Raw genomic sequence first — 26,566 nt, forward strand, 5'->3', positions numbered from 1 at the left:
GAACGGGCCTCCGGCCGCCCGTGGGCGCTGTCGGAACGGCCCCGGTACGGCACCGGATCCCGGGAACCCGCCGAGGCGGCCCCTGCCGTGCGGCCGCGTTCCGGACGGCGGGGACGACGGCGTCCGGTGCGCACGTGGCCCGGCGGGGGCATCGTTGTGCTCGACGGACTCGACGGACTCGACGGATCAGTGAGGTGCGAAGCAGCCGTCCACGGGCAGACGCAAGGACGTCGATGCAGCAGCCCGGAGCTCCGCAGAAGGGATGAAACATCGTGACACGACCCAGGATCCTGGTGGTCGGCGCGGGCTTCGCCGGTGTGGCGTGCGTCCGCCGTCTGGAGCGCAGGCTCTCCCCCGGCGAGGCGGACCTCACCCTGGTGACGCCGCAGTCCTACCAGCTGTATCTGCCGCTGCTGCCCCAGGTCGCCTCCGGGGTGCTGACACCCCAGTCGGTCGCCATCTCCCTGCGCCGCAGCAGGAAGTACCGCACCCGGATCATCCCGGGCGGCGCCGTCGGCGTGGACCTCGAGGCCAAGGTGTGCGTCGTCCGCACGCTCACCGACCGCGTCGTCGACGAGCCGTACGACTACCTGGTACTGGCCCCCGGCAGCGTCACCCGGACATTCGACATCCCGGGGCTCCTGGACCACGCCTTCGGCATGAAGACGCTGGCGGAGGCCGCCTACATCCGCGACCACGTCATCACCCAGCTGGACCTCGCCGACGCCAGCGAGGACCCGGCCGAGCGCGCCTCGCGGCTCCAGTTCGTGGTGGTCGGCGGCGGGTACGCCGGCACCGAGACCGCGGCGTGCCTGCAACGGCTGACGCACGCCGCCGTCAAGCGCTACCCCCGGCTGAACCCGGCGCTGATCAAGTGGCACCTGATCGACATCGCGCCGAAGCTGATGCCGGAGCTGGGCGACAAGCTGGGCCGCAGCGCCCAGGAGGTGCTGGGCCGCCGGGGCATCGAGATCTCGCTCGGGGTGTCCATCGCCAAGGCCGGGCCGGAGGAGGTCACCTTCACCGACGGCCGGGTGGTGCCGACCCGCACCCTGATCTGGACCGCGGGCGTGGTGGCCAGCCCGCTCATCGCGACCCTGGGCGCGGAGACGGTCAGGGGCCGGCTCGCGGTGACCGCAGAGATGTCCCTGCCCGGCCACGACGGGGTGTTCGCGCTCGGGGACTCCGCCGCCGTACCCGACCTGGCCAAGGGCGACGGCGCGGTGTGCCCGCCGACCGCGCAGCACGCCACGCGGCAGGGCCGCCGGGTCGCGGAGAACGTCATCGCGACGCTGCGCGGGCAGCCCCTGCGGCCGTACGAGCACAAAGACCTCGGTCTCGTCGTCGACCTCGGCGGCGCGGACGCGGTCTCCAAGCCGCTCGGCGTGGAACTGCGCGGCGTCCCGGCCCAGGCCGTGGCCCGCGGCTACCACCTCGGGGCGCTGCGCACCAACGTCGCCAAGACCAGGGTCGCGACCAACTGGCTGCTGAACGCGGTCGCCGGGGACGATTTCGTCCGCACCGGATTCCAGGCCCGCAAGCCCGCCAAGCTGAAGGACTTCGAGTACACCAACGCGTACATGACGCCCGAGCAGGTGCGGGAGCACGTCGAGCGGGCCCGCCCCCGGCAGGTGTGACACCCGGCGGCGCCCCTCCCGCCGGTACGGCCGGGCCGCGAAGGGCGGTCCGGCCGTGACATGCCATGCTGGTCGGGCGGATCATGACGGGAGACGGGGACGGGCAACGGGAGGGTACGGCGGCGTGGAAGCAGCACAGAGGCCGGTCCGGTCGGGGCTGCGTGATCGCTTCACGGCGTCCGATCCCGGCCTGCTGCGGCTGGCCGCCGGATCGCGGACGGCGGGCTCGATCGCGCTGACGCTGGCCGTACTCGGCGTGCTGCGCGTACCCGTGACGCTTCTGGTGGCCGGGGCGATCGCGTCGATGGCGGCCACCTTCGCCATCCGCGAGAAGCAGCGCTCGCAGCAGGCGGTCACGCTCGCCCTCGGTCTTCCGGTGGCGCTGGTGTCCGTCTCGCTCGGCGCGCTGCTCAATCCGCTCGTGGTGGCCGGGGACGTCTTCTTCGTCGTCCTGATCTTCTGCGCGGTCTACAGCCGCCGGTTCGGCGACCGGGGCAACGCGCTCGGCCTGATCGGCTTCCAGCTCTACTTCATGTCCCTGTTCGTCGGCGCCACCACGTCGGCGCTGCCCGGGCTCTACGTCGTCATCGCGGTCGCGTTCGCCTCCAGCGCCCTGGTCCGGTTCGTGATCGTGTACGAGACACCGGCGGGCGTCCTGCAACGCCTGCGCGAGGCGTTCCGGGTGCGTCTGGCGCAGCTGGTGACCGCCCAGCTGGAGCTGCTGGACGCCGGTCCGGACGAGGTGGAGAAGGTCCTGGAGGCGGTGCGGGAGGGCACGGCCCGGCTGCACGAGACGGCGATGATGATCCAGTCCCGGCTGGCGGAGGGCACCTCCGACGAGGCCGTGGCGCGGCTGGTGCAGCGGCGGATCGCGGACGCCGAGATCGCCGCCGAGCGACTGGGGCTGCTCCTGCTGAACGCCCGCAGCGCCGAGCGGACCAACACGCTCACCCTCCACCTGCCCGGCGCGTCCGTCCCGTCCAGCGGCCGGCTGCCGGTGCGGGACGAGGCGACCGAGACACTGCGCCGCGATCTGCGGGCGCTGGCGATGCTGGTACTGCGGCCCGTCGGGGAGAGCGGCGGGACGGCGCTGGCGCACGTACGCAACCGGCTCCTCGGCTACCGCGAGGAGGAGAACCTGCCGCCCGCCTCGCCCGCCGTGCAGGACGTCTTCCGCGGGATCGGCGAGACCGCGCGGGCCGTGATGGGGCTGCGGATCGCGCTGGACGGCCCGCAGGACGAGTCCGACGACGCGCCCGCGACGGTCCGCTCCCGGGAGGAGCTGGACGCCGAGAACGCCGCCATCGAGGGCGCCGAGGAGGCCGAGCGGGAGGAGCAGGCCCCGACCGGGTGGCGGCGGCCCACCACGCGGGCGGCCGTGCAGGTCGCGGTGGGCTCGTCGCTGGCCATCGTCGGCGGCGAGTTCCTTTCCAGCCAGCGCTGGTACTGGGCGGTGCTGACCTGCTGGATCGTCTTCATCAACACCTCGTCCACGGGCGAGATCCTGGTCAAGGGCTACCGCCGTCTGGTGGGCACGGTGCTCGGCGTCGTGGCCGGCATCGTGCTGGCGGGGCTGGTCGGGCCGCACACGTGGACGGCGCTGGCGCTGGTGCTGCTGTTCGTCTTCGCGATGTTCTACACGGCCCCGCTGTCGTACACGCTGATGTCCTTCTTCGTCACCGCGGCGCTGGGACTGCTGTACACGGTGCTGCACCGGTACAGCGCGGCGGTGCTCGTGCTGCGTGTGGAGGAGACGGCGCTCGGGGCGGCCTGCGGGATCATCGCCGCCGCGCTGGTGATGCCGGTGCACACCGACCGCCGTACGAACGAGCTGCTCGGCAAGGCGCTGGAGCGGCTGACGGACGTCACGACCGCCGCCGTCGAACAGCTCAGCGGCGGCCCGGCGGTCGATCTGCTCGACCGAGCGCGCGACCTGGACCAGGCGCTGGGCGATCTGCGGTCGGCCACGCAGCCGCTGACGCATCCGATCACGCCGCTGCGGGCTCGGCGGAACACCGTCCAGTACGTCGTGGCGCTGCTGGAGACCTGTGCCTACCACGCGCGGTCGCTGGCGGCGACCGCCGAGCTGCTGCCCACCCATCCGTCGATAGCCGCGGATCCCCGGCTGCGCCAGGCCTGTGCCCGGATCACCCGCAACATCGAGACGATCCGCGCGCACGTGGCCGACGAGCCCACCTCCGCCGAGGTCGAGCGGGGTCCGAGCATCGCCTCGCTGCTGGAGGCGGGCGGGGCGCCCGGTGTCCCGCGGTACGGACGCATCACCGACCGGGTGCTGCGGCATCTCCAGCGCCTGGACGAGGCGGTGGTCGGCCTCGCCCGCCCGCTGGACGTCCCCGCGTCGAAACCGGCGCCGTGACGGGCCGGGGTCCGGCCACGGCCCGCCCCGCCGGTCAGAAGTCGGTGGGCATGTCGCTGGCCTCGGCGATGCCCCGCAGCTCCTCGGTCTCCCGGTGCCGGTCGCGGATGTAGTCGGCGATCTCGGTCAGGCGCGCCGGGTCGGCGGCGGTCGCCGCGTCGGTGACGACCCGGACCGGGCCGGTCTCCTCGATGTCGAGGACGACCAGCTCGTTGTCCAGCCTTCCGGTCACCGCGGTGGCGATGACCAGGGCGGCCTCGTCCCGTATCTCCTGGGGGAGGCCCTGCGCCTGGGCGCCCTCCAGCGGGAAGTCGGCGGAGGGCACGCCGCGTTCGTCGATCGCCCGCAGGACCGGGTCGACGACGTCGAGCAGCAGTTCGTACTCCTCCTCGGGCATCCGGACGCGGAGCAGGTCGAGATACACCTCCACGGCCCGGCCGTCGGGCGGTAGCTCGTCTTCGTTCATTGGCTCCGTGTTCCCCGCGTGCGCCCGCTCAGACGCGGAACGCGCGATCGGCGGCGGGGGCCGACGGCACGAGCCGGGGAGGATGGACCCCTCACGTCGTGGGTTCCGTCGCGGGTCCCGGTCCGTCGCCGGAGCGGTTCGCCCGTTCCGACAGCACTTCGTCGCGCACGCGCGCGCAGCTGCGGCTGATGAGCCGGGAGACGTGCATCTGGGAGATGCCGAGCCGGTCCGCGATACGGCTCTGTGTCATGTCCTCGAAAAAACGCATGTAGAGGATGGCGCGTTCACGTTCCGGCAGCCGGCGCAGCCCTTCCTTGGCCGACTCCCGGTCGACGACGGTGTCGTAGGACGAGTCCGACGCGCCGAGGCTGTCGGCGAGGCTGTAGCCGTCGCCGCCGGCCGACAGCTCGGCGTCCAGGGACAGGGTGCTGAAGCTGTCGATCGCCTCCATCCCCGCGTTGACCTCCTCCTCCGTCAGCCCGGCCTGCGCGGCGATCGCCGCGACCGAGGGTTCGGGGCTGCCGGGGTTCTGGACGAGTTCGCGGCGCGCCACTCGTACCTTGTTGCGCAGTTCCTGGACACGGCGGGGCACCCGAAGCGCCCACATCCGGTCCCTGAAGTGCCGCTTGACCTCTCCGGTGATGGTCGGCACGGCGTAGCTCTCGAAGGCGCCGCGATCCGGGTCGAACCGGTCGATCGCCTTGACCAGCCCGAGTGCCGCCACCTGCCGCAGGTCCTCGATGGACTCGCCGCGGTCGCGGAAGCGGCCGGCGATGCGGTGGGCCATGGGCAGCCACGCGCTGACGAGTTCGTCGCGCACGGCCTCCCGTTCAGGGCCGTCCTCCGCGGCGGCGAGGCGTTGGAAGAGGGCGGCGGTGTCGGGGGCGTCGCCGTGCGGCCGGCGGGCGGGAGCCGCCTGGTCCGCGGGAGCGTCGGGGCGGCTTGTGGATATGTCGATGAGCATGCGGCATGGCTCCTGAACGGTGTTTCAGGGACTGACCGCGGAAGGAGTGGTGCCGTCCGGTCCGCCTGGAGACCTCCCGGAGCAGCAGGAACAGCTTCCGCTGACGCGCCTCCGGTCCGAAGCACGAGGTTCCGTCTGCCCGGCGGTGGGAGCGACAAACTCCGCTTCGCGTAGTTCTTCTCCCGGAACGACCGATTCGAGCCGCCATCGCGGCGCGCGGGAGCGGGTAGGTGGAGGACATGACCGATGTGGTGCACTCGGACGAACTGCTGCGGCGCATCCAGCGCGCGAGGGCGTGCGCGGTGCAGGAGGAGCGCCGATGGCGGGACCGCCGCGACACCCTCGGGGCGACCGATCCGGACGCCGCAGGCGAGGCGGCCGTACGCGCCCTGACCTACGAGGCCGTCCTGCGGGTGCTGGACGAGATCCTGGCTCCGGGCCGGCACGTCGAGCGGGACTGACGGGCGGAGTGAGTCCGCTCACGTGACCCGGTTCCTGCTGCGCGGAACCGCCCGAGATGGTTTACGGTTCATTCATACGCGGCGACGGGGTGGACCCGAGGCGTCCCCGTACACCGCCATATACGGCCCTGGCTGGCCTCCCCCGTCCAGCCAGGGCTTTTTCATGCCTTCGCCCGGAGACCGGCGAAGAATCCCGGTTTCGGCCGCCCCAGCCGGGTGCCGGCAGTTCTCGCGATGCGCGCTCTGCCCTCCGAACCGGGGGTGCTCACCGCGTACGCGGTCCGCCGGGTGACGGAGGGAGACGCTTCGTGGCCGCCGGCGGGGCCGCCGCCCTGGCGGTCGCGGCGATCCTGTGGACGTGGGGCGCGGCCCGGTACCCGGCCATGCCGGTCGGCGGCACCACCGTCCCGCAGGCCGCGTCCAACGCCTCCGTACCGGCCGCGGTCCTGGTGTCGCTGGGCGCCGCCGCGGTGCTCCTGGTCCCCTCGCTGTGGCTGCTGTACGCCCCCTTCCAGCGCGGGTCGACCGGACAGCCCTCGTCGCGGTGAGCGGAAGCGGTGAGCGGAAGCGGTGAGCGGAAGCCGTCAGCAGAAGTTGAAAAGTCGCCTCCGCCGAGGTGCCCTGGGAACCCGCAGCGGCTGAAATGGGGAGGAGGCACATGCGCGGAACCCATCGCCGGCGAGGAGCTTCGGGTCATGACCAAAGCGATAAAACTGCTGACCGCCCTCCCCCAGAAACAACGCGAGCGCCTGATGGAGGTCGCGCGGGAGGTCTCCTTCCCCGAGGACACGAGGATCTTCGAGGCGGGGGGTACGGCCGACCGCTTCTGGGTCATCCGCTCCGGCGCCGTGCACCTGGACCAGCAGGTGACGCCCACCCGCAAGGTGACGGTGGCGTCCCTCGGCGCGGGCGACCTGCTCGGCTGGTCCTGGCTGTTCCCGCCGTACCAGTGGGACTTCGGGGCGGAGGCGTACAGCCAGGTCCGCGCCTACGAGTTCGACGCCTCGGCGGTGCTGGCGCTGTCGGTGGAGGATCCGCTGCTCGGGCTGTCGCTGGTGCGGACCGTCGCCGAGATCCTCGCCCACCGGCTGGAACTGACCCGGGGCAAGCTCCTGGAGCAGTACACCATCCCCCGGCGCTCTCACTGAGCCGCCGGATCCGGGTGGGTCAGATCCGGTAGCGGCGCAGCGCCGGGACGGCCGCCGCCAGGCCCAGCATCAGGGCGACCACCAGCAGGCCGCCGCAGGCCACCGCCGCGCGCGGGCCGAAGGCCGAGCCGGCCGTGCCGTGCAGGACGTCCGCCAGGCGCGGACCGCCCGCGACGACGACGGTGAAGACACCCTGCATACGGCCGCGCATCTCGTCGGTGGCGGCGGACAGCAGGATGGCGCCGCGGAACACCATGGAGACCATGTCGGCGACTCCGGCGGCCGCCAGGAACACCACCGCGAACCACAGGCTGCGGCTCAGCCCGAACCCGGTGACGGCCGCTCCCCAGGCGGTGACCGCGCCGATCACCATCCAGCCGTGCCGGCGCGCCCGGGAGAAGGTGCCGGAGAACAGCCCGCCGACCACCGCCCCGACCGGGATGGCCGCGAACAGCAGGCCGAGCGCGAGTCCCTCGCCGTAGGGGGCGTACGTCTCGGCGGCGAGCTGCGGGAACAGGGCGCGGGGCATCCCGAAGACCATGGCGATGATGTCGGCGAGGAACGACAGCAGCAGCACCTTGTGCCCGGAGATGTAGCGGAACCCGTCGGCTATCTCCCGCACCCCCGCGCGGCGCACGGCGGATCCGGCCAGGGGTGGCAGCGCGGGCAGGCGCAGCACCGCCCACACGGCGACGCACAGGGCCACGGCGTCGATGAGGTACAGCTCGGGCAGCCCGATGACGGGGATGAGCGCGCCGGCCAGCAGCGGTCCCGCCACCAGACCGGTCTGCATGACGGTCGACCCCAGGGCGTTGGCGGCGGGCAGTTCCTCGGCCGGGACCAGCCGGGCGATGGAGGCGTTGCGGGCCGGGGAGTTCAGCCCGAAGAAGGCCTGCTGCACGGCGAGCAGCACCATCAGCACCACGACCGAGTCGAACCGGGCCACGGCCTGCAACCAGAACAGCACCGAGGTGACGGCGATACCGCTGTTGGTGATCAGCAGCAGTTTGCGCCGGTCCATCGTGTCGGCGACCGCGCCGCCCCACAGCGCGAACACCACCATCGGGACCAGGCCGGCGAGGCTGGCGTAGCCGACCCAGGCCGAGGAGCCGGTGATGTCGTAGATCTGCTTGGGCACGGCGACGGCGGTGAGCTGGCTGCCGACCGCGGTGACGATGGTCGAGGACCACAGCCGGCGGAAGGCGGGGCGGCGCAGCGGCCGGGTGTCCATGGCCCAGCGGCGCCAGCCGCGCCGGCCTGCTCCGGACGGGTCGGGGGCGTCGCCGTGCGGTGCCGTGCTGCTGTCGGTGCTCTCGCTGGTGTCCACGGGCTTCCTGGCTGCTCGTTACATCTATCGGTGCGGTGTTCAGTGTCGCAGCACCGGCCGGGCCCGGGGACCGCCCGGATCCGGACCGCTGCCGCGTACGCGCTCCAGTTGAGCCGCCGCGCTGTCGAGCAGCATGTCCAGGGCGGTCGGGTAGGCGCTGGTGACCATGCGGGTGGCGAGGAGGGGCGCCGCCTCGGCGATGCGCGGATGCGTGGTGGCGGGCAGCCGGGCGTAGGTCGAGTGCCACATCTCCTCGTCGGCGCGCAGGGCGGCGCTCGGCAGGGCGAGGGAGGCGGCGTCGAGCGCGGCGAAGGCGAGGGTCTGGTCGACGAAGACGTGGTAGATCCGCACCGTGTCGGGCAGCGGGAAGCCGGCCCGGCGAAGCACGCCCAAGACAGCCTCGTCGGCGGCCAGTTCGTTGGCCCGGCCGGAGACGCGGTTGGCGGTCACCACCGCGGCCTGCGGATGCGCGACGTACGCGGAGTGGATGCGCAGGCCCATCTCGCGCAGGTCGGCCCGCCACCGCCCGGTCGGCTCCCAGCCGCCCAGCGCCCGGCCGATGAGCGCGTCGCCGATCGCCAGGGTGAGGTCGTCCATGCCGCGGAAGTAGCGGTAGAGGGTGCTCGGGTCGCAGTCGAGCGCCAGGCCGAGGCGGCGGGCGGTCAGTCCCGCGCTGCCGTGCTCCCGCAGCAGGCGCAGGGCGGTGTCGACGATCAGTGTCTCGGACAGTACGGTGCCGCTCCGGGTGGGGCGGCGCCGCCGTCGCTTCTCCTCGGGGACCACCGGTTTGGGCATCCCGACCTCCATGGACTCCAGGCTTATGCCAACGCCATTGACCTTACGTGGTCCGCGGCGTTGTATCGACGGTCAGGACAAAGACCGAGAGGGAGTTCTGGTCATGCGTGTACTGCTCGTGGGAGCCGGTGGTGTGGGTACCGCCATCACCCGGATCGCGGCCCGTCGTACGTTCTTCGAGACGATGGTCGTCGCGGACTACGACCGCGGGCGGGCCGAGTCCGCCGTGGCGGCCGTCGGCGACGACGGCCGGTTCGTCGCCGAGCGCGTCGACGCGAGCGACGAGGCGGCGGTGGCGGACCTGCTCGCCCGGCACCGCTGCGACGTGCTGCTGAACGCGACCGACCCGCGCTTCGTCATGACCCTGTTCCGCGCGGCCCGCACGGCCGGCGCCGGCTACCTCGACATGGCGATGTCCCTGTCCCGGCCGCACCCCGAACGGCCGCACGAGGAGTGCGGGGTCAAGCTCGGCGACGAGCAGTTCGCGCTGGCGGAGGACTGGGAGAAGGCCGGCGCGCTCGCGCTGGTCGGCATGGGGGTGGAGCCGGGCCTGTCCGACGTGTTCGCGCGGTACGCCGCCGACGAACTCTTCGACGAGATCGAGGAGATCGGCGTCCGCGACGGCGCGAACCTGACCGTCGACGGCTACGACTTCGCGCCGTCCTTCAGCATCTGGACCACCATCGAGGAGTGCCTGAACCCGCCGGTGGTGTACGAGGCCGGGCGCGGCTGGTTCACCACCGAGCCGTTCAGCGAGCCGGAGGTGTTCGACTTCCCCGAGGGCATCGGCGAGGTCGAGTGCGTGAACGTGGAGCACGAGGAGGTGCTGCTGGTCCCGCGCTGGGTGGACGCGCGGCGGGTGACCTTCAAGTACGGTCTGGGCCGCGAGTTCATCGACACCCTCAAGACGCTGCACCTGCTGGGTCTGGACCGCACCGACCCGGTCACCGTCCCCGGCCCGGACGGGCCGGTCGCCGTCTCGCCCCGGGACGTCGTCGCCGCCTGCCTGCCCGACCCGGCGACCCTGGGCGAGCGGATGCGCGGCAAGACCTGCGCGGGCACCTGGGTACGCGGCACCCGGGACGGCGCGCCGCGCGAGGTGTACCTGTACCACGTGGTCGACAACCAGTGGTCCATGGGCGAGTACGGATGCCAGGCGGTGGTGTGGCAGACGGCGGTCAACCCCGTGGTCGCGCTGGAGCTGGTGGCGACCGGCGCCTGGACCGGAGCGGGTGTGCTGGGACCCGAGGCCTTCCCGGCCCGCCCCTTCCTGGACCTGCTGACGGAGTACGGCTCCCCGTGGGGCATGCGCGAGCAGTGACCGGGTCCGGCCCGTTCAGGTCATGTCGGGTCCCCTCGCCCGCGAGGTGCGGCCGGCTCCCGGCCGCACCGCAGTACGCTCCGCACCGGAACCGCCCGCACCCGAGAAAGGCCCGACCGTGAGCGTCCGCGTGCGTCGCATCTACGATCCGCCCGAGCCCGACGACGGTGTGCGGGTCCTGGTCGACCGGCTCTGGCCGCGCGGTGTCTCCAAGGAGGACGTGCACGTCGACGAGTGGCCGAAGGCCATGACGCCGTCCACCGAGCTGCGCCGCTGGTACCACGGCGGCGAAGGGTCCTACGAGGAGTTCCAGCGCCGTTACGAGGCCGAGCTGGCCGAGCCGGAGGCGGCCGAACTGCTCGACCACATCCGGAAGTTGGCCCACCGGGGCCCGGTGACCCTGCTGACCGCCTCCAAGGCGCCGGAGCAGAGCCATGCCTCGGTGGTGGCCGGACTGCTGAAGAGGAAGTGAGTCCGCCCGCCCCCGCGTCGCACGGGGGCGGGCGACGGGTCCGCTCAGGCGGTCTGCCGTGCGGCGGCCCGCCCGGCCGCGCGCCCGGAGAACAGGCACCCGCCGAGGAAGGTGCCCTCCAGGGCGTTGTAGCCGTGGACGCCGCCGCCGCCGAAGCCGGCGACCTCGCCGGCCGCGTAGAGGCCGTCGATCACCTGCCCGTCGCTGCGGAGGGCGCGCGAGTCCAGGTCGGTCTGGATGCCGCCGAGTGTCTTGCGGGTCAGGATGTGCAGCTTGACGGCGATCAGCGGGCCGGCCGCCGGGTCCAGAACGCGGTGCGGGGCGGCCACCCGGCCGAGGCGGTCGCCGATGTAGCGGCGGGCGTTGTGGATGCCCTGGATCTGGGTGTCCTTGCTGTAGGGGTTGGCGATCTGGAGGTCGCGGGCCTCGATCCGGCGCCGCACCTCGGCGGCGTCGAGGAGGGGCTTGTCGGTCGACTGGTTCATCTTCTCGACCAGTTGCTCCAGGGTGTTGGCGATCAGGAAGTCCTCGCCGTGCCGCAGGAAGTCCCGTACGGGTCCGGGTGCTCCCTTGCCGAGCAGCCGGTCGCGCAGCACCGCCTTGCGGTCCTTGGCCGTGATGTCGGGGTTCTGCTCGGAGCCCGACAGGGCGAACTCCTTCTCGACGATCCTGCGGGTCAGCACGAACCAGGAGTGGTCGTACCCGGCGATGTCCTCGGTGGTGCGCAGGTGTTTGAGGGTGCTGAGCGTGTCGTAGCCGGGCAGGCAGGGGTCGGGCAGCCGGCGGCCGAGGGCGTCCAGCCACACCGAGGACGGGCCGGGCAGGATGCGGATGCCGTGGCCGGGCCAGATCGGATTCCAGTTCCGCAGACCCTCGGTGTAGTGCCACATGCGGTCCCGGTTGACGAGCCGTACGCCGGCCTCGGCGCTGATGTCCAGCATCCGGCCGTCGACGTACGCCGGGACGCCGGTGACCATCCGCGACGGCGGGGTGCCGAGGCGCTCGGGCCAGTAGCGGCGGACGAGGTCGTGGCCGGCGCCGATGCCGCCGGTGGTGAGGACCACGGCCTGCGCGGTGAGTTCGAAGGCGCCGGTCTCCTCGCGGTTGGAGGCGACACCGCGGGGCGAGTCGTCCTCGGCGAGGACCGTGCCCCGCACTCCGTGTGCCGCGCCGCCCTGGACGACGAGTTCGTCGACCCGGTGGCGGTGGTGGAAGGTGAGCAGGCCGTCGCGCGCGGCCTGGAGGGCGTACGCGGCGAAGGGTTCCACGACGCCCGTGCCGGTGCCCCAGGCGATGTGGAAGCGGGGTACGGAGTTGCCGTGGCCGTCGGCGCGCAGATCGCCGCGCTCGGCCCAGCCGACCGTGGGCAGCAGCGTGATGCCGTGCCCTTCCAGCCAGGACCGCTTCTCCCCCGCCGCGAACTCGACGTAGGCGCGCGCCCAGCGCACCGCCCAGGAGTCCTCGTCGTCCAGCCGGTCGAACCGCGCGCTGCCCTGCCAGTCGTTCCAGGCCAGCTCGAAGGAGTCCTTGACGCCGAGCCTGCGCTGCTGCGGGGTGTCGACGAGGAACAGCCCGCCGAAGGACCAGTACGCCTGCCCGCCGAGGTTGGCGGCGTTCTCCTGGTCGACGAGGGCGACCCTGCGGCCCCGGCTGGTCAGTTCGTGTGCGGCGACCAGGCCCGCGAGGCCCGCTCCGACGACGATGACGTCGGCGTCCATGGCGACCGTCCCCTTCCTCGGTTTCCCGGGTTTTCTCGGTTTCCGTCAGTCTTCTCGTGATGCGTGTGCGGTGCCGCCGTCGGTGAGGAGCGCGGTGAGCAGCTGTCCGAGCCAGGCGCGGGCGCCCTCGACGTCCTTGTCGAGCAGCAGTCGGGTGGTGACTCCGTCGTACGCGGCGACGACCGCGTGCGCGGCGCCGTCGGCGTCGCCGAGGACGGCGGGCAGGGGGGTGCGGGCGCGGGCGAGCCGGTCGGCGACGGCCCGGCGCAGCCGCGCGCGGTGCTCCAGCAACGTCCGCGCCACGGCCGCGTCGCGGGCGGCGTACACCAGGAAGTCCGTCTTGACCAGGAGCCAGTCCACGTCCAGCAGCAGCACGTCGGTGACCCGGTCGACGGCGGCGGGCACGTCGAGGTCCGGGCCGTCGAGGGCGAGCGCCCCGGTCACCTGGTCGGCGATCAGCTCGGCCCGTTCCCGGTACAGGGCGAAGAACAGCTCGTCGAGGGTGTCGAAGTTGGAGTAGAAGGCGCCCCTGCTGTAGCCGGCGGCCTCGCAGACCTCCTCGATCGACACCCGGCCGAAGCCTTTGGCGGCGAACACCGTGAAGGCGGCGTCGAGCAGGTTGGCCCGCGTCCGCTGCCGACGCCTGGTGACGCGCCTTTCCGTGCCCCCGACCGCCATGCCGGACCTCCGTTCGATACGCGAATGTATCCGATACACCGGTGTATCAAAAGGGGGTTGGAGGCACCCGCCGCCGGCGGTGCCGGGAAGGTTGGGAACTGCCGGGGCTCGGTTGAGCGGGAGTGTGTTCTGGCGTGGACGAGACGGTCCTGAGTACCCGTAACGGGGCGGGGCGCGCGTCGGGGCCGCAGGAGAATCAGCGCGGCGCCGCCGTCGGCCCGGTGCCTTGCCGGTTCAGGACGGCCGGCCGCCGAACCGCCAGGTGTGGACCTCGACGTCCGCGTACCGGACCGGGGCCAGGACGGCTCGTGCCGTGTCCGGGTCCGGTGCCCGGACCAGAGCCGCCGTGCCCAGCCGGGCGGTTCCGTCGTCGGACAGCAGCGGTCCGTACGCGATCAGCTCGTCCCGGTCGGTTGGTGCGGTCGGGGCGTCGGCGGCCTGATCCGTGCCGAGGCCGAGCACGAGGTGGCGGTTGCCGCCGTCCCGGCCGCCGGGGAAGTCCCACATCGTGCGGCCGAGCGCGTTGCGCCACCGGAGCAGCAGTACGTCCCGGTAGACGCCGGCCTGGTAGTTGGGCTCGTCGAAGGCGAACGCGCGGGCGGCGGCGGGATCCGGCAGGTCGAGGATGTGCACGCTGCCGGTGGGTGTTTCGCCGTCGTCGGCGAACGTCGGGCCGCGGGCGATCATCTCCTTCGCGTACCGGTCCATGTAGGACCAGTGCTCCTCCAGTTTCTCGTGGCGCAACGCCAGGGAGCCGGGCCGGTCACGGTGGTAGCAGAAGAACTCCATGACCACAGACCCTTCCGCAAGGCGGGGCGGTGTCTCAACCGGCTTTGCGGGCCGCCGGGCCCGTCAAAGCCCGCCGCCGGTCACCCGAGGTGCTCGGCTGCGCTCATCAGCAGGTGGCCGGCAGGCCTCGCGGGCGAGGTCGAGCATCACCGGAGACAGGTCGACGCAGAAGACGTCCAGCCCCGGGTTCCGCAGGTACGCGGTCACCCGTCCGGGGCCGCATCCCGGCTCGGCGACGGGCCCGGGTCCGCTGGTCCGGGCGAATCCGGCGAACGCGGCGAGCGCGGCGGGCGCCGCACGGTCCGGCGGAAGGGCGTCGAGCTCGTCGCGGGCGAAGTCGGCACAGCGGACGGCGACGGCGTCGTGGACCTCGGCCGTCGCACCGGGGCGGGAGGAGGATCGAGTCGCCGGCGAGGACCCGAGGGCCCCCGGTCGCGCTGACGACCCGATCCGCGGTGACGACTGCCCGGTCGGACAGGTCCCGCCATGGCCGCGCTGTCGGGCGACGCCCTTCGCTCTACCCTGGGACCCATCTGGGGCTGCCCCGTCGGACAGCCGCCCGGGATACGAGGAGAGCGATGCGCGCGGACGTGCAGCAGGTCGCCGACGACACCTATCTGGTGCACGGCAGCAACACGAACTGGGTGATCCTGACCGAGGGCGACGCCGTCACGCTGATCGACACCGGCTACCCCGGCGACCGGCAGCGGCTGCTCGACTCGCTGACGGCGGTGGGAGGTTCGCCCCAGGCGGTGGCGGCCGTACTGATCACCCACGCGCACAACGACCACCTGGGCAACGCCGAGTACCTGCGCCGCGCCTACGGCACCCCGGTGCATCTGCACGAGGCCGAACTGCCGCACGCACGGCGGGAGTTCCTGCATCAGGTGACCGTCGGGCAGGTGCTGCGCAACGGCTGGCGGCCCGGTGTGCTGCCCTGGGCGGTGCACGCGCTGCGCCTCGGCGGCACCGCGCACGTCCCGGTCGCCGCGCCCGAGCCGTTCCCGGCCGCCGGCCCGCTGGACCTGCCGGGGCGGCCCGTGCCCGTGCACACGCCCGGCCACACCCGGGGCCACACCGCGTTCCACCTCCCCGACACCGGCGTGCTGGTCTCCGGCGACGCCCTGGTGAGCGGCCACCCCACCTCACGCCTGGCCGGCCCGCAACTGCTGCCCGACATGTTCCACCACCAACGCGCCCAGGCGCTGGCCTCGTTGGGCAGACTCGAACGCCTCGACGGAGACCTGCTGCTGCCCGGACACGGCCCCGTCCTCCGCGGTCCGGTGCCACAGGCGGCGCTGCGGGCGCGGGAACGCGCCCTTTAGGGTTCGTGCCATGGGCTTGCAGATCAGTGCCACCAACCCGGAGCACCCCGCGCTCCTGCTCGAACTGCCCTGGCGGACAGCACTGGAGGAGTGGCCCGAGAAGTACCTCGTGCCACTGCCGCGCGGCATCTCCCGGCACGTGGTGCGCTACGCCCGCGCCGGCGACGAGGTGGTCGCCGTCAAGGAACTCGCCGAACGCCCGGCGCTGCGCGAGTACGAGCTGCTGCGCGACCTGGACCGGCTCGGCATCCCCGCGGTGGACGCGCTGGCCGTGGTCACCGGCCGCACCGACCGCGCGGGCGAGCCGCTGGAGCCGGTGCTGATCACCCGGCACCTGGGCGGGTCGATGCCGTACCGCTCGATGTTCGAGACCACCCTGCGCCCGGCCACGATGCACCGCCTGATGGACGCCCTGGCCGTCCTGCTGGTGCGGCTGCACCTGGCCGGGTTCGCCTGGGGGGACTGCTCGCTGTCCAACACGCTGTTCCGGCGCGACGCCGGCGCCTACGCCGCCTACCTGGTGGACGCCGAGACCGGCGAGCTGCACCGGCGGCTGAGCCCCGGACAGCGGGAGTACGACCTCGACCTGGCCCGCGTCAACATCAGCGGCGAACTGCTGGACCTGGAGGCCTCCGGGGCGCTGCACCCCTCGGTGGACCCGGTCGAGTTCGGCACCGAGATCTGCGCCCGCTACCGCGGCCTGTGGCAGGAGCTGACCCGCACCTCGGTCTACCCGGCGGGCAAGTACCACTACATCGAGCGCCGGATCAGACGGCTCAACGACCTCGGCTTCGACGTGGCCGAGATGCAGATCGAGAGTTCCGCCACCGGCGACACGGTCACCTTCGTGCCCAAGGTCGTCGACGCCGGCCACCACCAGCGGCAGTTGCTGCGCCTGACCGGCCTGGACACCGAGGAGAACCAGGCGCGGCGGCTGCTGACCGACCTGGAGAGCTGGATGGCCACCCAGGACGACTACGCGCCGGGCGGCACCCGGCCGGGGCCGGGCGGCGGGCATGCGCTCGCCGCCCGTCCGGAGGTGCTGGCGCACCGCTGGGTGCGGGAGGTGTTCCGTCCCACCGTGCGGGCGGTGCCGAGCGAGCTGCGCGGCACCATGGACCCGGCCGAGCTGTACCACGAGCTGCTGGAGCACCGCTGGTACCTGTCCGAGCGGGCGCAGCACGACATCGGCCTCGACACCGCGGTGCGGGACTACGTCAGGAACGTCCTGCCCGGGGCACGCCAGGCGCCGGAAACGACGCCCGGGTGACTCACGGGTGCGGGACGACGGCCACCGGGCAGCCGGCGTGGTGCAGCATCCCGCTCGCGACGGAGCCGATCCGCGCGCCCACCGCCGTACGGCGCGCCCGGCGCCCCACGACCAGCAGCTGGGCGTGCTCGGCCGCGGCCAGCAGCACCTGGCCCGCGCTGCCCATCTCCACGTGCTCGACGACGGGGACGTCCGGGAAGCGTTCCCGCCACGGCTGGAGCGCCGCGGACAGCGCCTTCCGCTCGTACGGTTCCAGGCCGCCGGCCTCGTCGAGCAGCTTGAGGGAGCCGGGGCTGTAGGCGAACACCGGCGGCAGCGTCCAGGCGCGTACCGCCCGCACCCCGGCGCCGCGTGCGGCGGCGGTCTCGAAGGCGAACGCCAGGGCCGCGGCGCTGTCCTCGGGGGCACCCTGCTGGCCCACGACGACCTCCCGGCCCGCGGCCTCGACGGAGGGCCGGTCCCCGGTGCGCACCAGGACGACGGGCCGTTCGGTCCCGGCGATCACCTGCTGTCCGACGGAGCCGACCAGGAACCCGACGAGGGCGCCCCGTCCGCGCGAGCCGAGTACCAGCGCCTCCGACTCCGCCGCGGCGCCGAGGAGAGCCGGCACGGCGTCGTCCTCCACGGTGTCTACGGTCACGGTCAGGCCCGGGTGGCGCTCCGTGACGGTCCGGACGGCCCCGGCGACCGACTCGCTCACCCACTGGCGCTGGGTGTCCCGGTCGCCCACGTCGAAGGCGTCGTGCACCTCGTGGCGCCAGGCCCGCACCACACGCAGCGGCAGCCCGCGGCGCTCTGCCTCCCGAGCGGCCCACGCCAGTGCGGCGAGGCTCTCCTCCGATCCGTCCACCCCTGCCGTGATCGGGCGCGTCATGCCGTGTGCCTCCCTGTGTGGTGATCCGTCCTCGGTGCCAGTCTCCCCTACCGGCCGATCAACGAAGCGGGCGGCCGGGGCTGTCGCCTCCCGCATACCCGGGCGAAGCGGTACGGCCGCACATACGATGGTCAGGAGCCGGCGTGGTGACGACGGGGGCACCGGGCCGCCGATCCGAGCACCCGGGGTGACAGCCGCATGACACAGGCCGTGGAGCAGGCGCGGACCGTCATCATGACCGTGGACGACGATCCGGGCGTCTCCCGCGCCGTCGCCCGGGACCTCAGGCGGCGCTACGGCGGGTCGTACCGGATCGTGCGCGCGGAGTCCGGCGAGTCCGCGCTGGACGCGCTGCGCGAGCTGAAGCTGCGCGGCGACCCCGTAGCCGTCATCCTGGCCGACTTCCGCATGCCGCGGATGAACGGCATCGAGTTCCTCGAACGCGCCCTGGACATCCACCCGGGCGCCCGGCGGGTGCTGCTGACCGCGTACGCGGACACCGACGCGGCGATCGACGCGATCAACGTCGTCGACCTCGACCACTACCTCCTCAAGCCCTGGGACCCGCCCGAGGAGAAGCTGTACCCGGTCCTGGACGACCTGCTCCAGGTCTGGCGGGCCGGCGACTACCGGCCGGTGCCGAGCACGAAGGTGGTCGGGCACCGCTGGTCGGCGCGGTCCTCCCAGGTGCGGGAGTTCCTGGCCCGCAATCAGGTGCCGTATCGCTGGTACTCCTCGGACGAACCGGAGGGCAGGCGGCTGCTGGCCGCGGCCGGGCAGGACGGTCAGCGGCTGCCGCTGGTGGTCACCCCGGACGGCACCCCGCTGCTCGAACCGGAGGCGGCCGAGCTCGCGGCCCACGTGGGGCTCGCGACGACACCGGCGGCCGACTTCTACGACCTGGTGGTGGTCGGCGGCGGCCCGGCCGGGCTCGGCGCGGCCGTCTACGGGGCCTCCGAGGGGCTGCGGACGGTGCTCGTGGAGCGCTCGGCGACCGGCGGACAGGCGGGGCAGAGCTCCCGGATCGAGAACTACCTCGGGTTCCCGGACGGCGTGTCCGGCGCCCAGCTCACCGACCGGGCCCGCCGGCAGGCGACGAGGTTCGGCGCGGAGATCCTGACCGCGCGCGAGGTGACCGGCCTGGAGATCTGCGGCGCGGCGCGGACCGTGCGGTTCTCCGACGGTTCGGCGGTCGCCGCGCACAGCGTGATCCTGGCGACGGGCGTGTCCTACCGGCAGCTTCCGGCGCCCGGCGTGGAGGAGCTGACCGGCTGCGGGGTGTTCTACGGTTCGGCGCTGACCGAGGCGCCCGCCTGCCAGGGGCAGGACATCTACGTCGTCGGCGGCGCCAACTCCGCGGGACAGGCCGCGATGTACCTGTCCCGGGGCGCGAAGTCGGTGACCCTGCTGGTGCGCGGGGCGTCGCTGGCGGCGTCGATGTCGTACTACCTGATCCAGCAGATCGAAGAGGCTCCCAACATCACGGTGCGCACGGGCACCGTCGTGGACTCCGCGCACGGCTCGGGCCACCTGGAGAAGCTGGCCCTGCGCGACACGGCCACCGGGGAGACCGAACTCGTCGACACGCAGTGGATGTTCGTGTTCATCGGCGCGGCGCCGCGGACCGAATGGCTGGACGACACGGTGCTGCGGGACGGGCGCGGGTTCATCCTGTCCGGGCCCGACCTCACCGCCGACGGCCGGCCGCCCCCGGGGTGGGAGCTGGACCGGCCGCCGTACCACCTGGAGACCAACGTGCCCGGCGTGTTCGTAGCCGGTGACGCGCGCGCGGAGTCCGCCAAGCGGGTCGCGTCCGCCGTCGGAGAGGGAGCCATGGCCGTGTTGCTCGTCCACCGTTACCTGGAGCAGTCGTGAGCGGCCGGCGAATGCCGTGCAGCCCCGGTGAGGTCGGCTCGTTGTTCCTGTTCGAGAAGCTCCGGCCCGAGCAGATGGGCCGGCTGTGCGCCGAGGGGCGGGTGGAGATGTTCGAGCCCGGCCCGGTGTACACCGAGGGCGAGCCGGCCACCTGCTTCTACGTGATGATCGAGGGCACGGTGGTGCTCTCCCGCCGGGTCGGCGGCGACGACGTGGAGGTCACCCGGACCTCGCAGCGCGGGGTGTACTCGGGCGCCATGCAGGCGTACCTCGGGGACCGGCTGCGGCAGGTCTACATCAACTCGATGCGGGTCACGGAGCCGACGCGGTTCTTCGTGCTGCCCGCCGACGCGTTCGCGGACATCATGCGGGAATGGTTCCCGATGGCGGTGCACCTGCTGGAGGGGCTGTTCTTCGGGTCGAAGAGCACTCAGGCGGCCGTCGGGCAGCGGGAGCGGCTGCTGGCGCTCGGCTCGCTGTCCGCCGGTCTGACCCATGAGCTCAACAACCCCGCGGCGGCGGCCGTTCGGGCCACCGCGACGCTGCGGGAGCGGGTGGCCAAGATGCGGCGCAAGCTCGCCGTGATCGCCGGAGGGCCCTTCACCCGGGACCAGTTGACCAGCCTCATCGAGATCCAGGAGCGTACGGCCGAGCGGGTCGCCAAGGCCCCGGATCTCAGCCCGCTCCAGGCCGCCGACCGCGAGGACGCCCTCACCGACTGGCTGGAGGACCACGGCATCGACCAGGGCCCGCAACTGGCGCCCACCTTCGTGCAGGCGGGCCTTGACGTCGACTGGCTGGAGCAGGTCGCGGCGGCCGTCGACGAGGAGATCCTGCCGGGTGCCGTGGGGTGGCTCAACTACACGGTGGAGACGGAGCTGCTGATGGACGAGATCGCGGACTCCACCACCCGGATCTCCCGTCTCGTGGACGCCGCCAAGCAGTACTCCCAGCTGGACCGTGCCCCCTACCAGGTCGCCGATGTGCACGAACTCCTCGACAGCACCCTGCTGATGCTGTCGGGCAAGATCGGGCCCCGCATCGAGGTCGTCAAGGAGTACGACCGTACGCTGCCGCGGATCCCCGCCTACCCGGCCGAACTCAACCAGGTGTGGACCAATCTGATCGACAACGCGGTGTGCGCCATGAACGGCGCGGGCGGCGAGGGCACCCTGACCGTGCGGACCGCGCTCCACGACGACCGGCTGCTGGTCGAGTTCCGGGACACCGGGCCGGGGGTGCCGCCGGAGATCCGGGACCGCATCTTCGACCCGTTCTTCACCACCAAGCCGGTCGGCCAGGGCACCGGACTCGGTCTTGACATCTCCTGGCGGATCGTCGCCAACAAGCACCACGGTGCCATCCACGTGGAGTCGGTGCCCGGCGACACCCGGTTCCAGGTGCTGCTGCCACTGACCGCCGGTGAAGGCGAAGGACCGACGGCGGCCGGATCGCCGCTCACCGCCGAGGACCGCCCGCCATCCGAGGAGCCGACATGACCCGTGACACCGGAATCGACCCGAGCGTGCCGCCCAGCGGCACCGGCTGTGCCGAGTGCGACGCGGCCGGCGGCTGGTGGTTCCATCTGCGGCGCTGCGCCCGCTGCGGCCACATCGGCTGCTGCGACGACTCCCCCGGCAAGCACGCCACCGCCCACCACCGGGCCACCGGTCACCCGGTGATCCGCAGCTACGAGCCCGGCGAGGACTGGTTCTGGAACTACGACACGAACGAGTTCTACGAGTCCGGACCCGAACTCGCGCCGCCCGAGAGCCACCCGGCGAACCAGCCGGCCCCGGGCCCGGCGGGACGCGTCCCGGCGAACTGGGCGGACACCCTGCGCTGAGCCGCGCCCCACGCCGTACGTGCGGATGCCCCGCCGGGGCGGGGCATCCGGGTCACCGTGTCCTGACGGTCCGTCAGCGGACGGTGGCCGGGGTGTTGGCGGCGGTGACGTTGACCGCGGCCCAGGCCCGGTCCACCGCCTTGTACTCGGTGCCGGTCGCGCCGTAGAGGTCCTTGGCCGCCTTCAGCGTCGCGACGCGCGCGTCGTGGAAGTCGGTCGTGGACACCATGTAACGGGTCAGCGCCCGGTAGAACACGGCCGTGGCCTTGGTACGGCCGATGCCCTTGACCGGCAGTCCGTCGTAGGTCGGCGAGTTGTAGGTGACGGCGCCGATCCTCTTGCTGCCGCTGCCCTCGGCGAGCAGGTAGTACGCGTGCGAGGAGACACCGGAACCGGCGTGCACCTCGGTGAAGTACACCTCGGGCGACCAGTAGTCGATCGCGCCCTCGAGCCTGTCCAGGGACGGCCGGTCGAGCCGGCGCAGGAACTTCTGCGCCAGGCCCAGCTTCTCGCCGATCAGGTAGTTCGGCGGGTTCTTGGGGTTGTTGGCGTGGAACTCGACGCCGGAGCCGAAGATGTCGGCCAGTGATTCGTTCAGCGACCCCGGCTCGCCGTACTGGTTGCCGGCGGAGTCCACGAAGGTGGGTTCGAGTCCGGCGGTGGCGTCGACGACCCCGTGGGTGAGTTCGTGGCCGGTGACGTCGAGGGCGACGAGCGGCTTCTTGAACATCAGGCCGTCGCCGTCGCCGTACAGCATGCAGGTGCACGCCGGGTCCCAGAACGCGTTCGCGACCTTGTTGCCGAAGTGGACCATGGCCTGGGCGCCCCTGCCGTTGTTCTTGATGCCCTTGCGCCCGAAGGACTTCTTGTAGAAGTCCAGGGTCCTGGTGATCCCGTACTGCGCGTCCACGGCGGCGCTGGCGCGGCTGGAGACGGCGCCGTTGCCCCACTTGTTGGTGGTGCTGGTGAACTTCGTACCCCGCGCGAAGTTCTCCAGCGGTTTGTTCTTGGCGTCCCGGGTCTCCGTGCCGTACCGGCTGGGGTCCTTCAGCAGGAAGCTCTTGCTCGCAGTCCGGGTGGTGGTCAGGGAGACCTTGCCCACGAACAGGGAGGAGCCGGTGCCCGTCGCGGTCCGCGGATAGCCGGCGGCCGACCGCGTCGCGGCGAGGGCGGCGGCCCGCGGGACGTTGCCGGTGGCCGGGTCGAGCGTCTCGCCGCGTCTGCGCAGGGTCTCGACCAGCCTGGGTGAGAGGAACTCGTCCCGGTCGGGCATGTCGCTGCGCACCTCGCCGGTGACGGCGTCGACGACGACCATCCGGGAACCGCCGCTCGCGGTGGTCGCGGGGGCCGTGACCCGCACCTCGTAGGCGAGGGCGGAGGCGCCGCCACGGGCGTCCACGACGAGCCGTGCGGTGCCCGCCTCCCCGTGGGCGGCCGAGGCGGCCCTGGCCGCCGCCTGTCGCGGAGTCAGCGCGGCCCGGGTGGCGGCGGGCCGGACGGTGTGGCCGGCGGCCCGGGTGACGCCGGTGTACCTCAGCTGCCGGTCGAGATGGACGACGAGGTCGCCGCCGAGGACCGGCAGTCCCCGGTGGGTGCGTAGGAACCGGACGTGGCGCGCGCCCTCGGGGTCGAACAGCACGTCCTGCGCCCGCAGTTCGTCCCCCTGGGTGACGCCGGTCGCCGACGCGTGCGCGAAGGCCGCGGCGCCGGCGGCGGCCACCACCGAGTCGGTGGATGTGCCGGCGGACGACACGGTGTGGTCCTGCCCCCCGGAAGGGGCGGCCAGCGCCGGGCCGGCCAGGCCCGTGACGGCCGTCGCCACCGCGACGGCGAGCGCCACGGTGCGTATATGGGGTCTGTGCACTCTCGGGAGTTCCTTCGTTCGTGGCGGAGGCCCGGTTCGCCGGCCGCCCGGGGATGACGCCGGTGCGCCATGGGAGCTGGTCGGGCCCCCGGGACGGAACTCTCATGGACCGATCATGTGCATGTAAAGCACGAATGATCCATTCCGTGCGATACAGGACAATCCTTTGCCAACCCACCCCACTCAGTGATCGGCGAATGGCCAACTGTGTGTCGTCTGCGGAGATGTGACCGGGTGGGAGAAGGTTGCGTTGCCCGAATGTGATCGATCTCGCACGGATCACCGCGCGGACGGAGACGGGAGAGAAAGCGTATGGCCTCACGAACGGTGTGCAGCGGTGCGGTACTCGGATCGCTGGTGCTGGCCCTGCTCGCGGGACCGGCGCACGCGGCGGGCCACCGGCCCGGGACGGCGGCACCGGACGCGCTGCCCGCGCCGGACACAGCGGCACTCGGCACCCTCCTGCGCACGGCACTGAAGCAGGGCGCGCCGGGCGCCATGGCGCGGATCGACGACCATCGCTTGTCCTACGACGACCACCCCACGGTCCACAAGGCCACGGAGGGAGTCGCCGACCGCAGGACCGGGGACTGGATCAACGCGGCCGACAGGTTCCGCATCGGCAGCGTCACCAAGACCTTCTCCGCGGTCGTGCTGCTGCAACTGGCCGCCGAGGGCCGGATGGAGCTCGACAACCCGGTCAACCGCTACCTGCCGGGACTGCTGCCCGACGACCGGATCACGGTGCGGCACGTGCTCGGCCACCGCAGCGGTCTGTACGACTACGGCGACGAGATGTTCGCCAGGACCGTGTCCGGCTTCGAGGCCGTGCGCACCAAGGTGTTCACCTACCGCCAGTTGCTCGCCCTGTCCCTGAAACACCCGCGCACCCATGCGCCCGGCACCGCCTACGCCTACTCCAACACCAACTTCGTCGTCGTCGGCCTGCTCATCGAGAAGCTGACCGGCCACTCGGTGCGCACCGCGTACGACAACCGCATCATCAAGCCACTGAAGCTGAGCGACACCTTCTACGTCCATCCCGCCATGAAGATCCCCGGCCGGTACGCGCACGGCTATCTCACCCCCGACGAGGCCAAGTCGCCCCTGGTCGACGCCACCGAGCAGACGATGTCCTGGGCACAGAGCGCGGGCGCGCTCATCTCCAGCACGCGCGACCTCAACACGTTCTTCTCGGCGCTGCTGGGCGGTCGGCTGCTGCCCCCCGCGCAACTGGACCAGATGGAACGGTGGATGCCGGCGGGCACCGCCCAGGCGTACGGGCTCGGGCTGCGCCGCCGCGACCTGTCGTGCGGGGTGTCGGTGTACGGGCACACCGGCGCCGTGCAGGGCTACTACACCTACGCGTTCACGAGCAAGGACGGCCGACGCAGCCTGGCCGCGCTCGCCAGCACCTCCAACAACGGCGCGGTGCACCTGACGATGCTGCGCACACTGGAGTCGGCGTTCTGCGGCAAGCGGACGAAGGCGCGCGGCACTGCCCAACTGCCCGGTACGGTCCTGGAGAACGACCTCGCCCAGTGACCTTGGCGGAACAGGCGCCTCCGGGCAGGATGCCCGCATGAAGGGTGACCTGTTTTCCAGTGAGTACGTGGTGGGCCCCGCGACCGCGCCGGGCATGTCCGTCGAGAACTCCAAGTGCGTCAAGTACACGGTGGACGGCGAGATGTTCGCCCGCCAGGGCTCGATGGTGGCCTACCGCGGCGATCTGCGGTTCGAGCGCAAGGGGCAGGGCGTCGGCGGCATGCTCAAGCGCGCGGTCACCGGGGAGGGGCTGCCGCTGATGGCGGTGCGCGGGCAGGGCGAGGCCTGGTTCGCGCAGGAGGCCCAGAACTGCTTCGTCGTCGAGGTCGACCCGGGTGACGAGTTCACCGTCAACGGCCGCAACGTGCTGTGCTTCGACGCGACGCTGTCGTACCAGATCAGGACGGTCAAGGGCTCGGGCATGGCGGGCGGCGGGCTGTTCAACAGCGTGTTCACCGGGCAGGGACTCCTGGGCCTGGTGTGCGAGGGCAATCCGCTGGTCATACCGGTCACGCCGCGGCAGCCGGTGTACGTCGACACGAACGCGGTCGTCGGCTGGACCGCCCGCCTGCGGACGTCGCTGCACCGCTCGCAGTCGTTCGGCTCGATGCTGCGCGGCGGGTCGGGCGAGGCGGTGCAGCTGATGCTGGAGGGCGAGGGGGTCGTCGTCGTCCGGCCGAGCGAGGCGACGCCGCACCGGCCGCAGCAGCACTGAGGGAGCCGGCCCGTCTCGCGGGCCGGGATCCGGCGGTACCTGTTGACCTGCGTGCCCCCGGCAGGTGAGGGTCGGGTCGGCGCGGATCACCACCCCGCGCCGGAAAGGTGGACTGCCTTGATCGGCATCTCGGAGATCGAAACCGCGGCCGAGCGGATCGCCGGACACGTCGTGCGCACCCCGACCGTGCCGAGTCCCGGCCTGTCCGCGCTGCTAGGCGCCCCGGTGACCGCGAAGCTGGAGCTGTTGCAGCGCACGGGCTCCTTCAAGGCGCGCGGCGCGACGGCGCGGCTGCTGTCGCTCGACGAGGCGGAGCGGGCCGCGGGCGTGGTCGCGGTCAGCGGCGGCAACCATGGGATCGCGCTCGCGGTGATGGCCGCCGCGCTGCATGTGAAGGCCACCGTCGTCATGCCGCGCTCGGCGCCCGCCCGGTCCGTCGCGATCGCGGAGGAGGCCGGGGCGTCGGTGCGGCTGACCGACGGCATGGACGAGGCGTTCGCCACGGCCGCACGGCTGCGGGACGAGGGGCTCACCCTGGTCCATCCCTTCGACGACGAGGTGGTGGTCGCCGGGCAGGGCACCGTCGGCCTCGAACTGGCAGCGGACACCGGCGAGCTGACCGACGTACTCGTCAGCATCGGTGGCGGCGGGCTGATCGCGGGTGTCGCCGCGGCGCTGCGCGCACTGCGGCCCGGGGTGCGGATCTGGGGCGTGGAGACCGAGGGCGCCCAGGCCATGTCCGAGGCGCTGGCGTCCGGCGGCCCGGTGCCGGTCGCCCTCTCCTCGATCGTGACGACGCTGAGCGCGCCGACGGTGTCGCAGCTGACGTACGACCATGTCCGCGCCCTCGTCCACGAGGTGCTCGTGGTGCCCGACCGGGAGGCCGTGCGAGGCTGCCTCGACCTCGCCGAGCACGCCAAGGTCTGGGCCGAGCCCGCGGCGGGCTGCCTGCTGCCGGCCGCCCGGCACGTCCGGGAGCGGATGGGCCCGGACGTCCGGCTCGGCCTGGTGGTGTGCGGCGGCAACGCGGCGGTCGCCGACGTCATGTCCTGGGCGGACCGGTTCGGACTGCGCTGACACGCGCCCCACGCGCCCCGGT

25 protein-coding genes are annotated in these 26,566 nt (G+C 72.6%); 15 read left to right on the forward strand and 10 right to left on the reverse strand.

Translation table 11 applies throughout. From position 1 onward, the window contains the following. Window positions 1–272 precede the first annotated feature (272 nt). Window positions 273–1,637 (forward strand): NAD(P)/FAD-dependent oxidoreductase, encoded by a 1,365-nt coding sequence (locus ACFY3J_RS12985; RefSeq protein ID WP_384180016.1) that lies wholly within the window; start codon window positions 273–275, stop codon window positions 1,635–1,637. A gap of 157 nt (window positions 1,638–1,794) precedes the next feature. Further along, the gene (locus ACFY3J_RS12990; RefSeq protein ID WP_384180080.1) at window positions 1,795–4,014 is read left to right on the forward strand and encodes an FUSC family protein; all 2,220 of its coding nucleotides are present in this window, start codon (window positions 1,795–1,797) and stop codon (window positions 4,012–4,014) included. Window positions 4,015–4,048: 34 nt separating this feature from the next. On the opposite strand, the gene ACFY3J_RS12995 is transcribed toward ACFY3J_RS12990, so the two are convergent. Both ACFY3J_RS12995 and ACFY3J_RS13000 read right to left on the reverse strand, forming a co-directional pair. Continuing rightward, a complete protein-coding gene (locus ACFY3J_RS12995; protein ID WP_141364461.1) occupies window positions 4,049–4,480 on the reverse strand; it encodes a hypothetical protein in 432 nt (143 codons plus the stop codon). A gap of 91 nt (window positions 4,481–4,571) precedes the next feature. Continuing rightward, window positions 4,572–5,444, reverse strand: coding sequence for a SigB/SigF/SigG family RNA polymerase sigma factor (locus ACFY3J_RS13000; RefSeq protein ID WP_384180014.1), 873 nt, complete (start codon window positions 5,442–5,444; stop codon window positions 4,572–4,574). Between the two features lie 239 nt (window positions 5,445–5,683). On the opposite strand from ACFY3J_RS13000, the gene ACFY3J_RS13005 reads away from it, so the two are divergent. From ACFY3J_RS13005 to ACFY3J_RS13015, 3 genes are all read left to right on the forward strand, one after another. After that, entirely contained in the window at window positions 5,684–5,905 is a 222-nt protein-coding gene (locus ACFY3J_RS13005; protein WP_390840864.1) for a 3-deoxy-D-manno-octulosonic acid transferase, read from the forward strand. 308 nt (window positions 5,906–6,213) lie between these two features. Further along, on the forward strand, window positions 6,214–6,453 hold the full coding sequence (locus tag ACFY3J_RS13010) for a hypothetical protein (RefSeq protein WP_384180010.1): 240 nt from the start codon (window positions 6,214–6,216) through the stop codon (window positions 6,451–6,453). Window positions 6,454–6,600: 147 nt separating this feature from the next. Then, on the forward strand, window positions 6,601–7,053 hold the full coding sequence (locus ACFY3J_RS13015; RefSeq protein ID WP_141364455.1) for a cyclic nucleotide-binding domain-containing protein: 453 nt from the start codon (window positions 6,601–6,603) through the stop codon (window positions 7,051–7,053). Between the two features lie 19 nt (window positions 7,054–7,072). Here the strand turns inward: ACFY3J_RS13015 and ACFY3J_RS13020 are convergent, their stop codons facing one another. Further along, window positions 7,073–8,380 (reverse strand): MFS transporter, encoded by a 1,308-nt coding sequence (locus ACFY3J_RS13020; RefSeq protein WP_384180007.1) that lies wholly within the window; start codon window positions 8,378–8,380, stop codon window positions 7,073–7,075. Window positions 8,381–8,419: 39 nt separating this feature from the next. Next, a complete protein-coding gene (locus ACFY3J_RS13025) occupies window positions 8,420–9,175 on the reverse strand; it encodes a TetR/AcrR family transcriptional regulator (RefSeq protein ID WP_384180004.1) in 756 nt (251 codons plus the stop codon). 103 nt (window positions 9,176–9,278) lie between these two features. On the opposite strand from ACFY3J_RS13025, the gene ACFY3J_RS13030 reads away from it, so the two are divergent. Then, the gene (locus ACFY3J_RS13030) at window positions 9,279–10,496 is read left to right on the forward strand and encodes a saccharopine dehydrogenase family protein (protein WP_384180002.1); all 1,218 of its coding nucleotides are present in this window, start codon (window positions 9,279–9,281) and stop codon (window positions 10,494–10,496) included. Between the two features lie 118 nt (window positions 10,497–10,614). After that, on the forward strand, window positions 10,615–10,968 hold the full coding sequence (locus ACFY3J_RS13035; protein ID WP_384180000.1) for a DUF488 domain-containing protein: 354 nt from the start codon (window positions 10,615–10,617) through the stop codon (window positions 10,966–10,968). 44 nt (window positions 10,969–11,012) lie between these two features. Here ACFY3J_RS13035 and ACFY3J_RS13040 read toward each other — a convergent pair whose 3' ends face one another. The 4 genes from ACFY3J_RS13040 to ACFY3J_RS13055 form a co-directional block, all read right to left on the reverse strand. After that, window positions 11,013–12,686, reverse strand: coding sequence for an FAD-binding dehydrogenase (locus ACFY3J_RS13040; protein ID WP_384179998.1), 1,674 nt, complete (start codon window positions 12,684–12,686; stop codon window positions 11,013–11,015). A gap of 45 nt (window positions 12,687–12,731) precedes the next feature. Beyond that, window positions 12,732–13,364, reverse strand: coding sequence for a TetR/AcrR family transcriptional regulator (locus tag ACFY3J_RS13045; RefSeq protein WP_384179996.1), 633 nt, complete (start codon window positions 13,362–13,364; stop codon window positions 12,732–12,734). Window positions 13,365–13,598: 234 nt separating this feature from the next. Then, window positions 13,599–14,153, reverse strand: a complete 555-nt coding sequence (locus ACFY3J_RS13050; RefSeq protein ID WP_384179994.1) for a YciI family protein — start codon at window positions 14,151–14,153, stop codon at window positions 13,599–13,601. A 63-nt stretch (window positions 14,154–14,216) separates the two neighbouring features. Continuing rightward, the gene (locus ACFY3J_RS13055) at window positions 14,217–14,708 is read right to left on the reverse strand and encodes a class I SAM-dependent methyltransferase (protein ID WP_390840925.1); all 492 of its coding nucleotides are present in this window, start codon (window positions 14,706–14,708) and stop codon (window positions 14,217–14,219) included. A 23-nt stretch (window positions 14,709–14,731) separates the two neighbouring features. On the opposite strand from ACFY3J_RS13055, the gene ACFY3J_RS13060 reads away from it, so the two are divergent. Together ACFY3J_RS13060 and ACFY3J_RS13065 are read left to right on the forward strand one after the other, a co-directional pair. Then, window positions 14,732–15,478 (forward strand): MBL fold metallo-hydrolase, encoded by a 747-nt coding sequence (locus ACFY3J_RS13060; protein WP_384179990.1) that lies wholly within the window; start codon window positions 14,732–14,734, stop codon window positions 15,476–15,478. Window positions 15,479–15,488: 10 nt separating this feature from the next. Continuing rightward, the gene (locus ACFY3J_RS13065) at window positions 15,489–16,748 is read left to right on the forward strand and encodes a DUF4032 domain-containing protein (protein ID WP_384179988.1); all 1,260 of its coding nucleotides are present in this window, start codon (window positions 15,489–15,491) and stop codon (window positions 16,746–16,748) included. Between the two features lies 1 nt (window position 16,749). Here the strand turns inward: ACFY3J_RS13065 and ACFY3J_RS13070 are convergent, their stop codons facing one another. Continuing rightward, window positions 16,750–17,622, reverse strand: coding sequence for a universal stress protein (locus ACFY3J_RS13070; RefSeq protein ID WP_384179986.1), 873 nt, complete (start codon window positions 17,620–17,622; stop codon window positions 16,750–16,752). Window positions 17,623–17,820: 198 nt separating this feature from the next. Here ACFY3J_RS13070 and ACFY3J_RS13075 point away from each other — a divergent pair, with 198 nt between their 5' ends. From ACFY3J_RS13075 to ACFY3J_RS13085, 3 genes are read left to right on the forward strand one after another with little or no spacing between them, the layout of a single operon-like run. Then, window positions 17,821–19,497 carry an FAD-dependent oxidoreductase gene (locus ACFY3J_RS13075; protein WP_384179984.1) on the forward strand — a complete coding sequence of 559 codons (1,677 nt, stop codon included), beginning with the start codon at window positions 17,821–17,823 and terminating at the stop codon, window positions 19,495–19,497. 11 nt (window positions 19,498–19,508) lie between these two features. Continuing rightward, a complete protein-coding gene (locus tag ACFY3J_RS13080) occupies window positions 19,509–20,996 on the forward strand; it encodes an ATP-binding protein (RefSeq protein ID WP_390840926.1) in 1,488 nt (495 codons plus the stop codon). Continuing rightward, window positions 20,993–21,343: a UBP-type zinc finger domain-containing protein gene (locus tag ACFY3J_RS13085; RefSeq protein WP_384179982.1), complete on the forward strand. Its 351-nt coding sequence runs from the start codon at window positions 20,993–20,995 to the stop codon at window positions 21,341–21,343. The genes ACFY3J_RS13080 and ACFY3J_RS13085 overlap by 4 nt, the downstream gene beginning before the upstream one ends. Window positions 21,344–21,416: 73 nt before the next feature. On the opposite strand, the gene ACFY3J_RS13090 is transcribed toward ACFY3J_RS13085, so the two are convergent. Then, complete coding sequence (locus ACFY3J_RS13090) at window positions 21,417–23,207, reverse strand: M4 family metallopeptidase (RefSeq protein WP_390840865.1); 1,791 nt, start codon at window positions 23,205–23,207, stop codon at window positions 21,417–21,419. A gap of 312 nt (window positions 23,208–23,519) precedes the next feature. On the opposite strand from ACFY3J_RS13090, the gene ACFY3J_RS13095 reads away from it, so the two are divergent. The 3 genes from ACFY3J_RS13095 (at window position 23,520) to ACFY3J_RS13105 (ending at window position 26,544) form a co-directional block, all read left to right on the forward strand. Further along, the gene (locus ACFY3J_RS13095; RefSeq protein ID WP_384179978.1) at window positions 23,520–24,752 is read left to right on the forward strand and encodes a serine hydrolase domain-containing protein; all 1,233 of its coding nucleotides are present in this window, start codon (window positions 23,520–23,522) and stop codon (window positions 24,750–24,752) included. A 37-nt stretch (window positions 24,753–24,789) separates the two neighbouring features. After that, window positions 24,790–25,467: an AIM24 family protein gene (locus ACFY3J_RS13100; protein WP_390840866.1), complete on the forward strand. Its 678-nt coding sequence runs from the start codon at window positions 24,790–24,792 to the stop codon at window positions 25,465–25,467. 117 nt (window positions 25,468–25,584) lie between these two features. Beyond that, window positions 25,585–26,544, forward strand: coding sequence for a threonine/serine dehydratase (locus ACFY3J_RS13105; protein WP_384179973.1), 960 nt, complete (start codon window positions 25,585–25,587; stop codon window positions 26,542–26,544). The last annotated feature ends 22 nt before the right edge of the window (window positions 26,545–26,566 follow it).

Source organism: Streptomyces sp. NPDC001231 (assembly GCF_042896885.1).
Lineage (GTDB): Bacteria > Actinomycetota > Actinomycetes > Streptomycetales > Streptomycetaceae > Streptomyces.

Coding starts and splice junctions, on each gene's coding strand:
- ACFY3J_RS12995 (WP_141364461.1), bottom strand. CDS start 4,480: ATGAACGAAGACGAGCTACCGCCCGACGGCCGGGCCGTGGAGGTGTAT.
- ACFY3J_RS13000 (WP_384180014.1), bottom strand. CDS start 5,444: ATGCTCATCGACATATCCACAAGCCGCCCCGACGCTCCCGCGGACCAG.
- ACFY3J_RS13005 (WP_390840864.1), top strand. CDS start 5,684: ATGACCGATGTGGTGCACTCGGACGAACTGCTGCGGCGCATCCAGCGC.
- ACFY3J_RS13015 (WP_141364455.1), top strand. CDS start 6,601: ATGACCAAAGCGATAAAACTGCTGACCGCCCTCCCCCAGAAACAACGC.
- ACFY3J_RS13025 (WP_384180004.1), bottom strand. CDS start 9,175: ATGCCCAAACCGGTGGTCCCCGAGGAGAAGCGACGGCGGCGCCGCCCC.
- ACFY3J_RS13030 (WP_384180002.1), top strand. CDS start 9,279: ATGCGTGTACTGCTCGTGGGAGCCGGTGGTGTGGGTACCGCCATCACC.
- ACFY3J_RS13040 (WP_384179998.1), bottom strand. CDS start 12,686: ATGGACGCCGACGTCATCGTCGTCGGAGCGGGCCTCGCGGGCCTGGTC.
- ACFY3J_RS13045 (WP_384179996.1), bottom strand. CDS start 13,364: ATGGCGGTCGGGGGCACGGAAAGGCGCGTCACCAGGCGTCGGCAGCGG.
- ACFY3J_RS13050 (WP_384179994.1), bottom strand. CDS start 14,153: ATGGAGTTCTTCTGCTACCACCGTGACCGGCCCGGCTCCCTGGCGTTG.
- ACFY3J_RS13060 (WP_384179990.1), top strand. CDS start 14,732: ATGCGCGCGGACGTGCAGCAGGTCGCCGACGACACCTATCTGGTGCAC.
- ACFY3J_RS13065 (WP_384179988.1), top strand. CDS start 15,489: ATGGGCTTGCAGATCAGTGCCACCAACCCGGAGCACCCCGCGCTCCTG.
- ACFY3J_RS13070 (WP_384179986.1), bottom strand. CDS start 17,622: ATGACGCGCCCGATCACGGCAGGGGTGGACGGATCGGAGGAGAGCCTC.
- ACFY3J_RS13075 (WP_384179984.1), top strand. CDS start 17,821: ATGACACAGGCCGTGGAGCAGGCGCGGACCGTCATCATGACCGTGGAC.
- ACFY3J_RS13080 (WP_390840926.1), top strand. CDS start 19,509: ATGCCGTGCAGCCCCGGTGAGGTCGGCTCGTTGTTCCTGTTCGAGAAG.
- ACFY3J_RS13085 (WP_384179982.1), top strand. CDS start 20,993: ATGACCCGTGACACCGGAATCGACCCGAGCGTGCCGCCCAGCGGCACC.
- ACFY3J_RS13095 (WP_384179978.1), top strand. CDS start 23,520: ATGGCCTCACGAACGGTGTGCAGCGGTGCGGTACTCGGATCGCTGGTG.
- ACFY3J_RS13100 (WP_390840866.1), top strand. CDS start 24,790: ATGAAGGGTGACCTGTTTTCCAGTGAGTACGTGGTGGGCCCCGCGACC.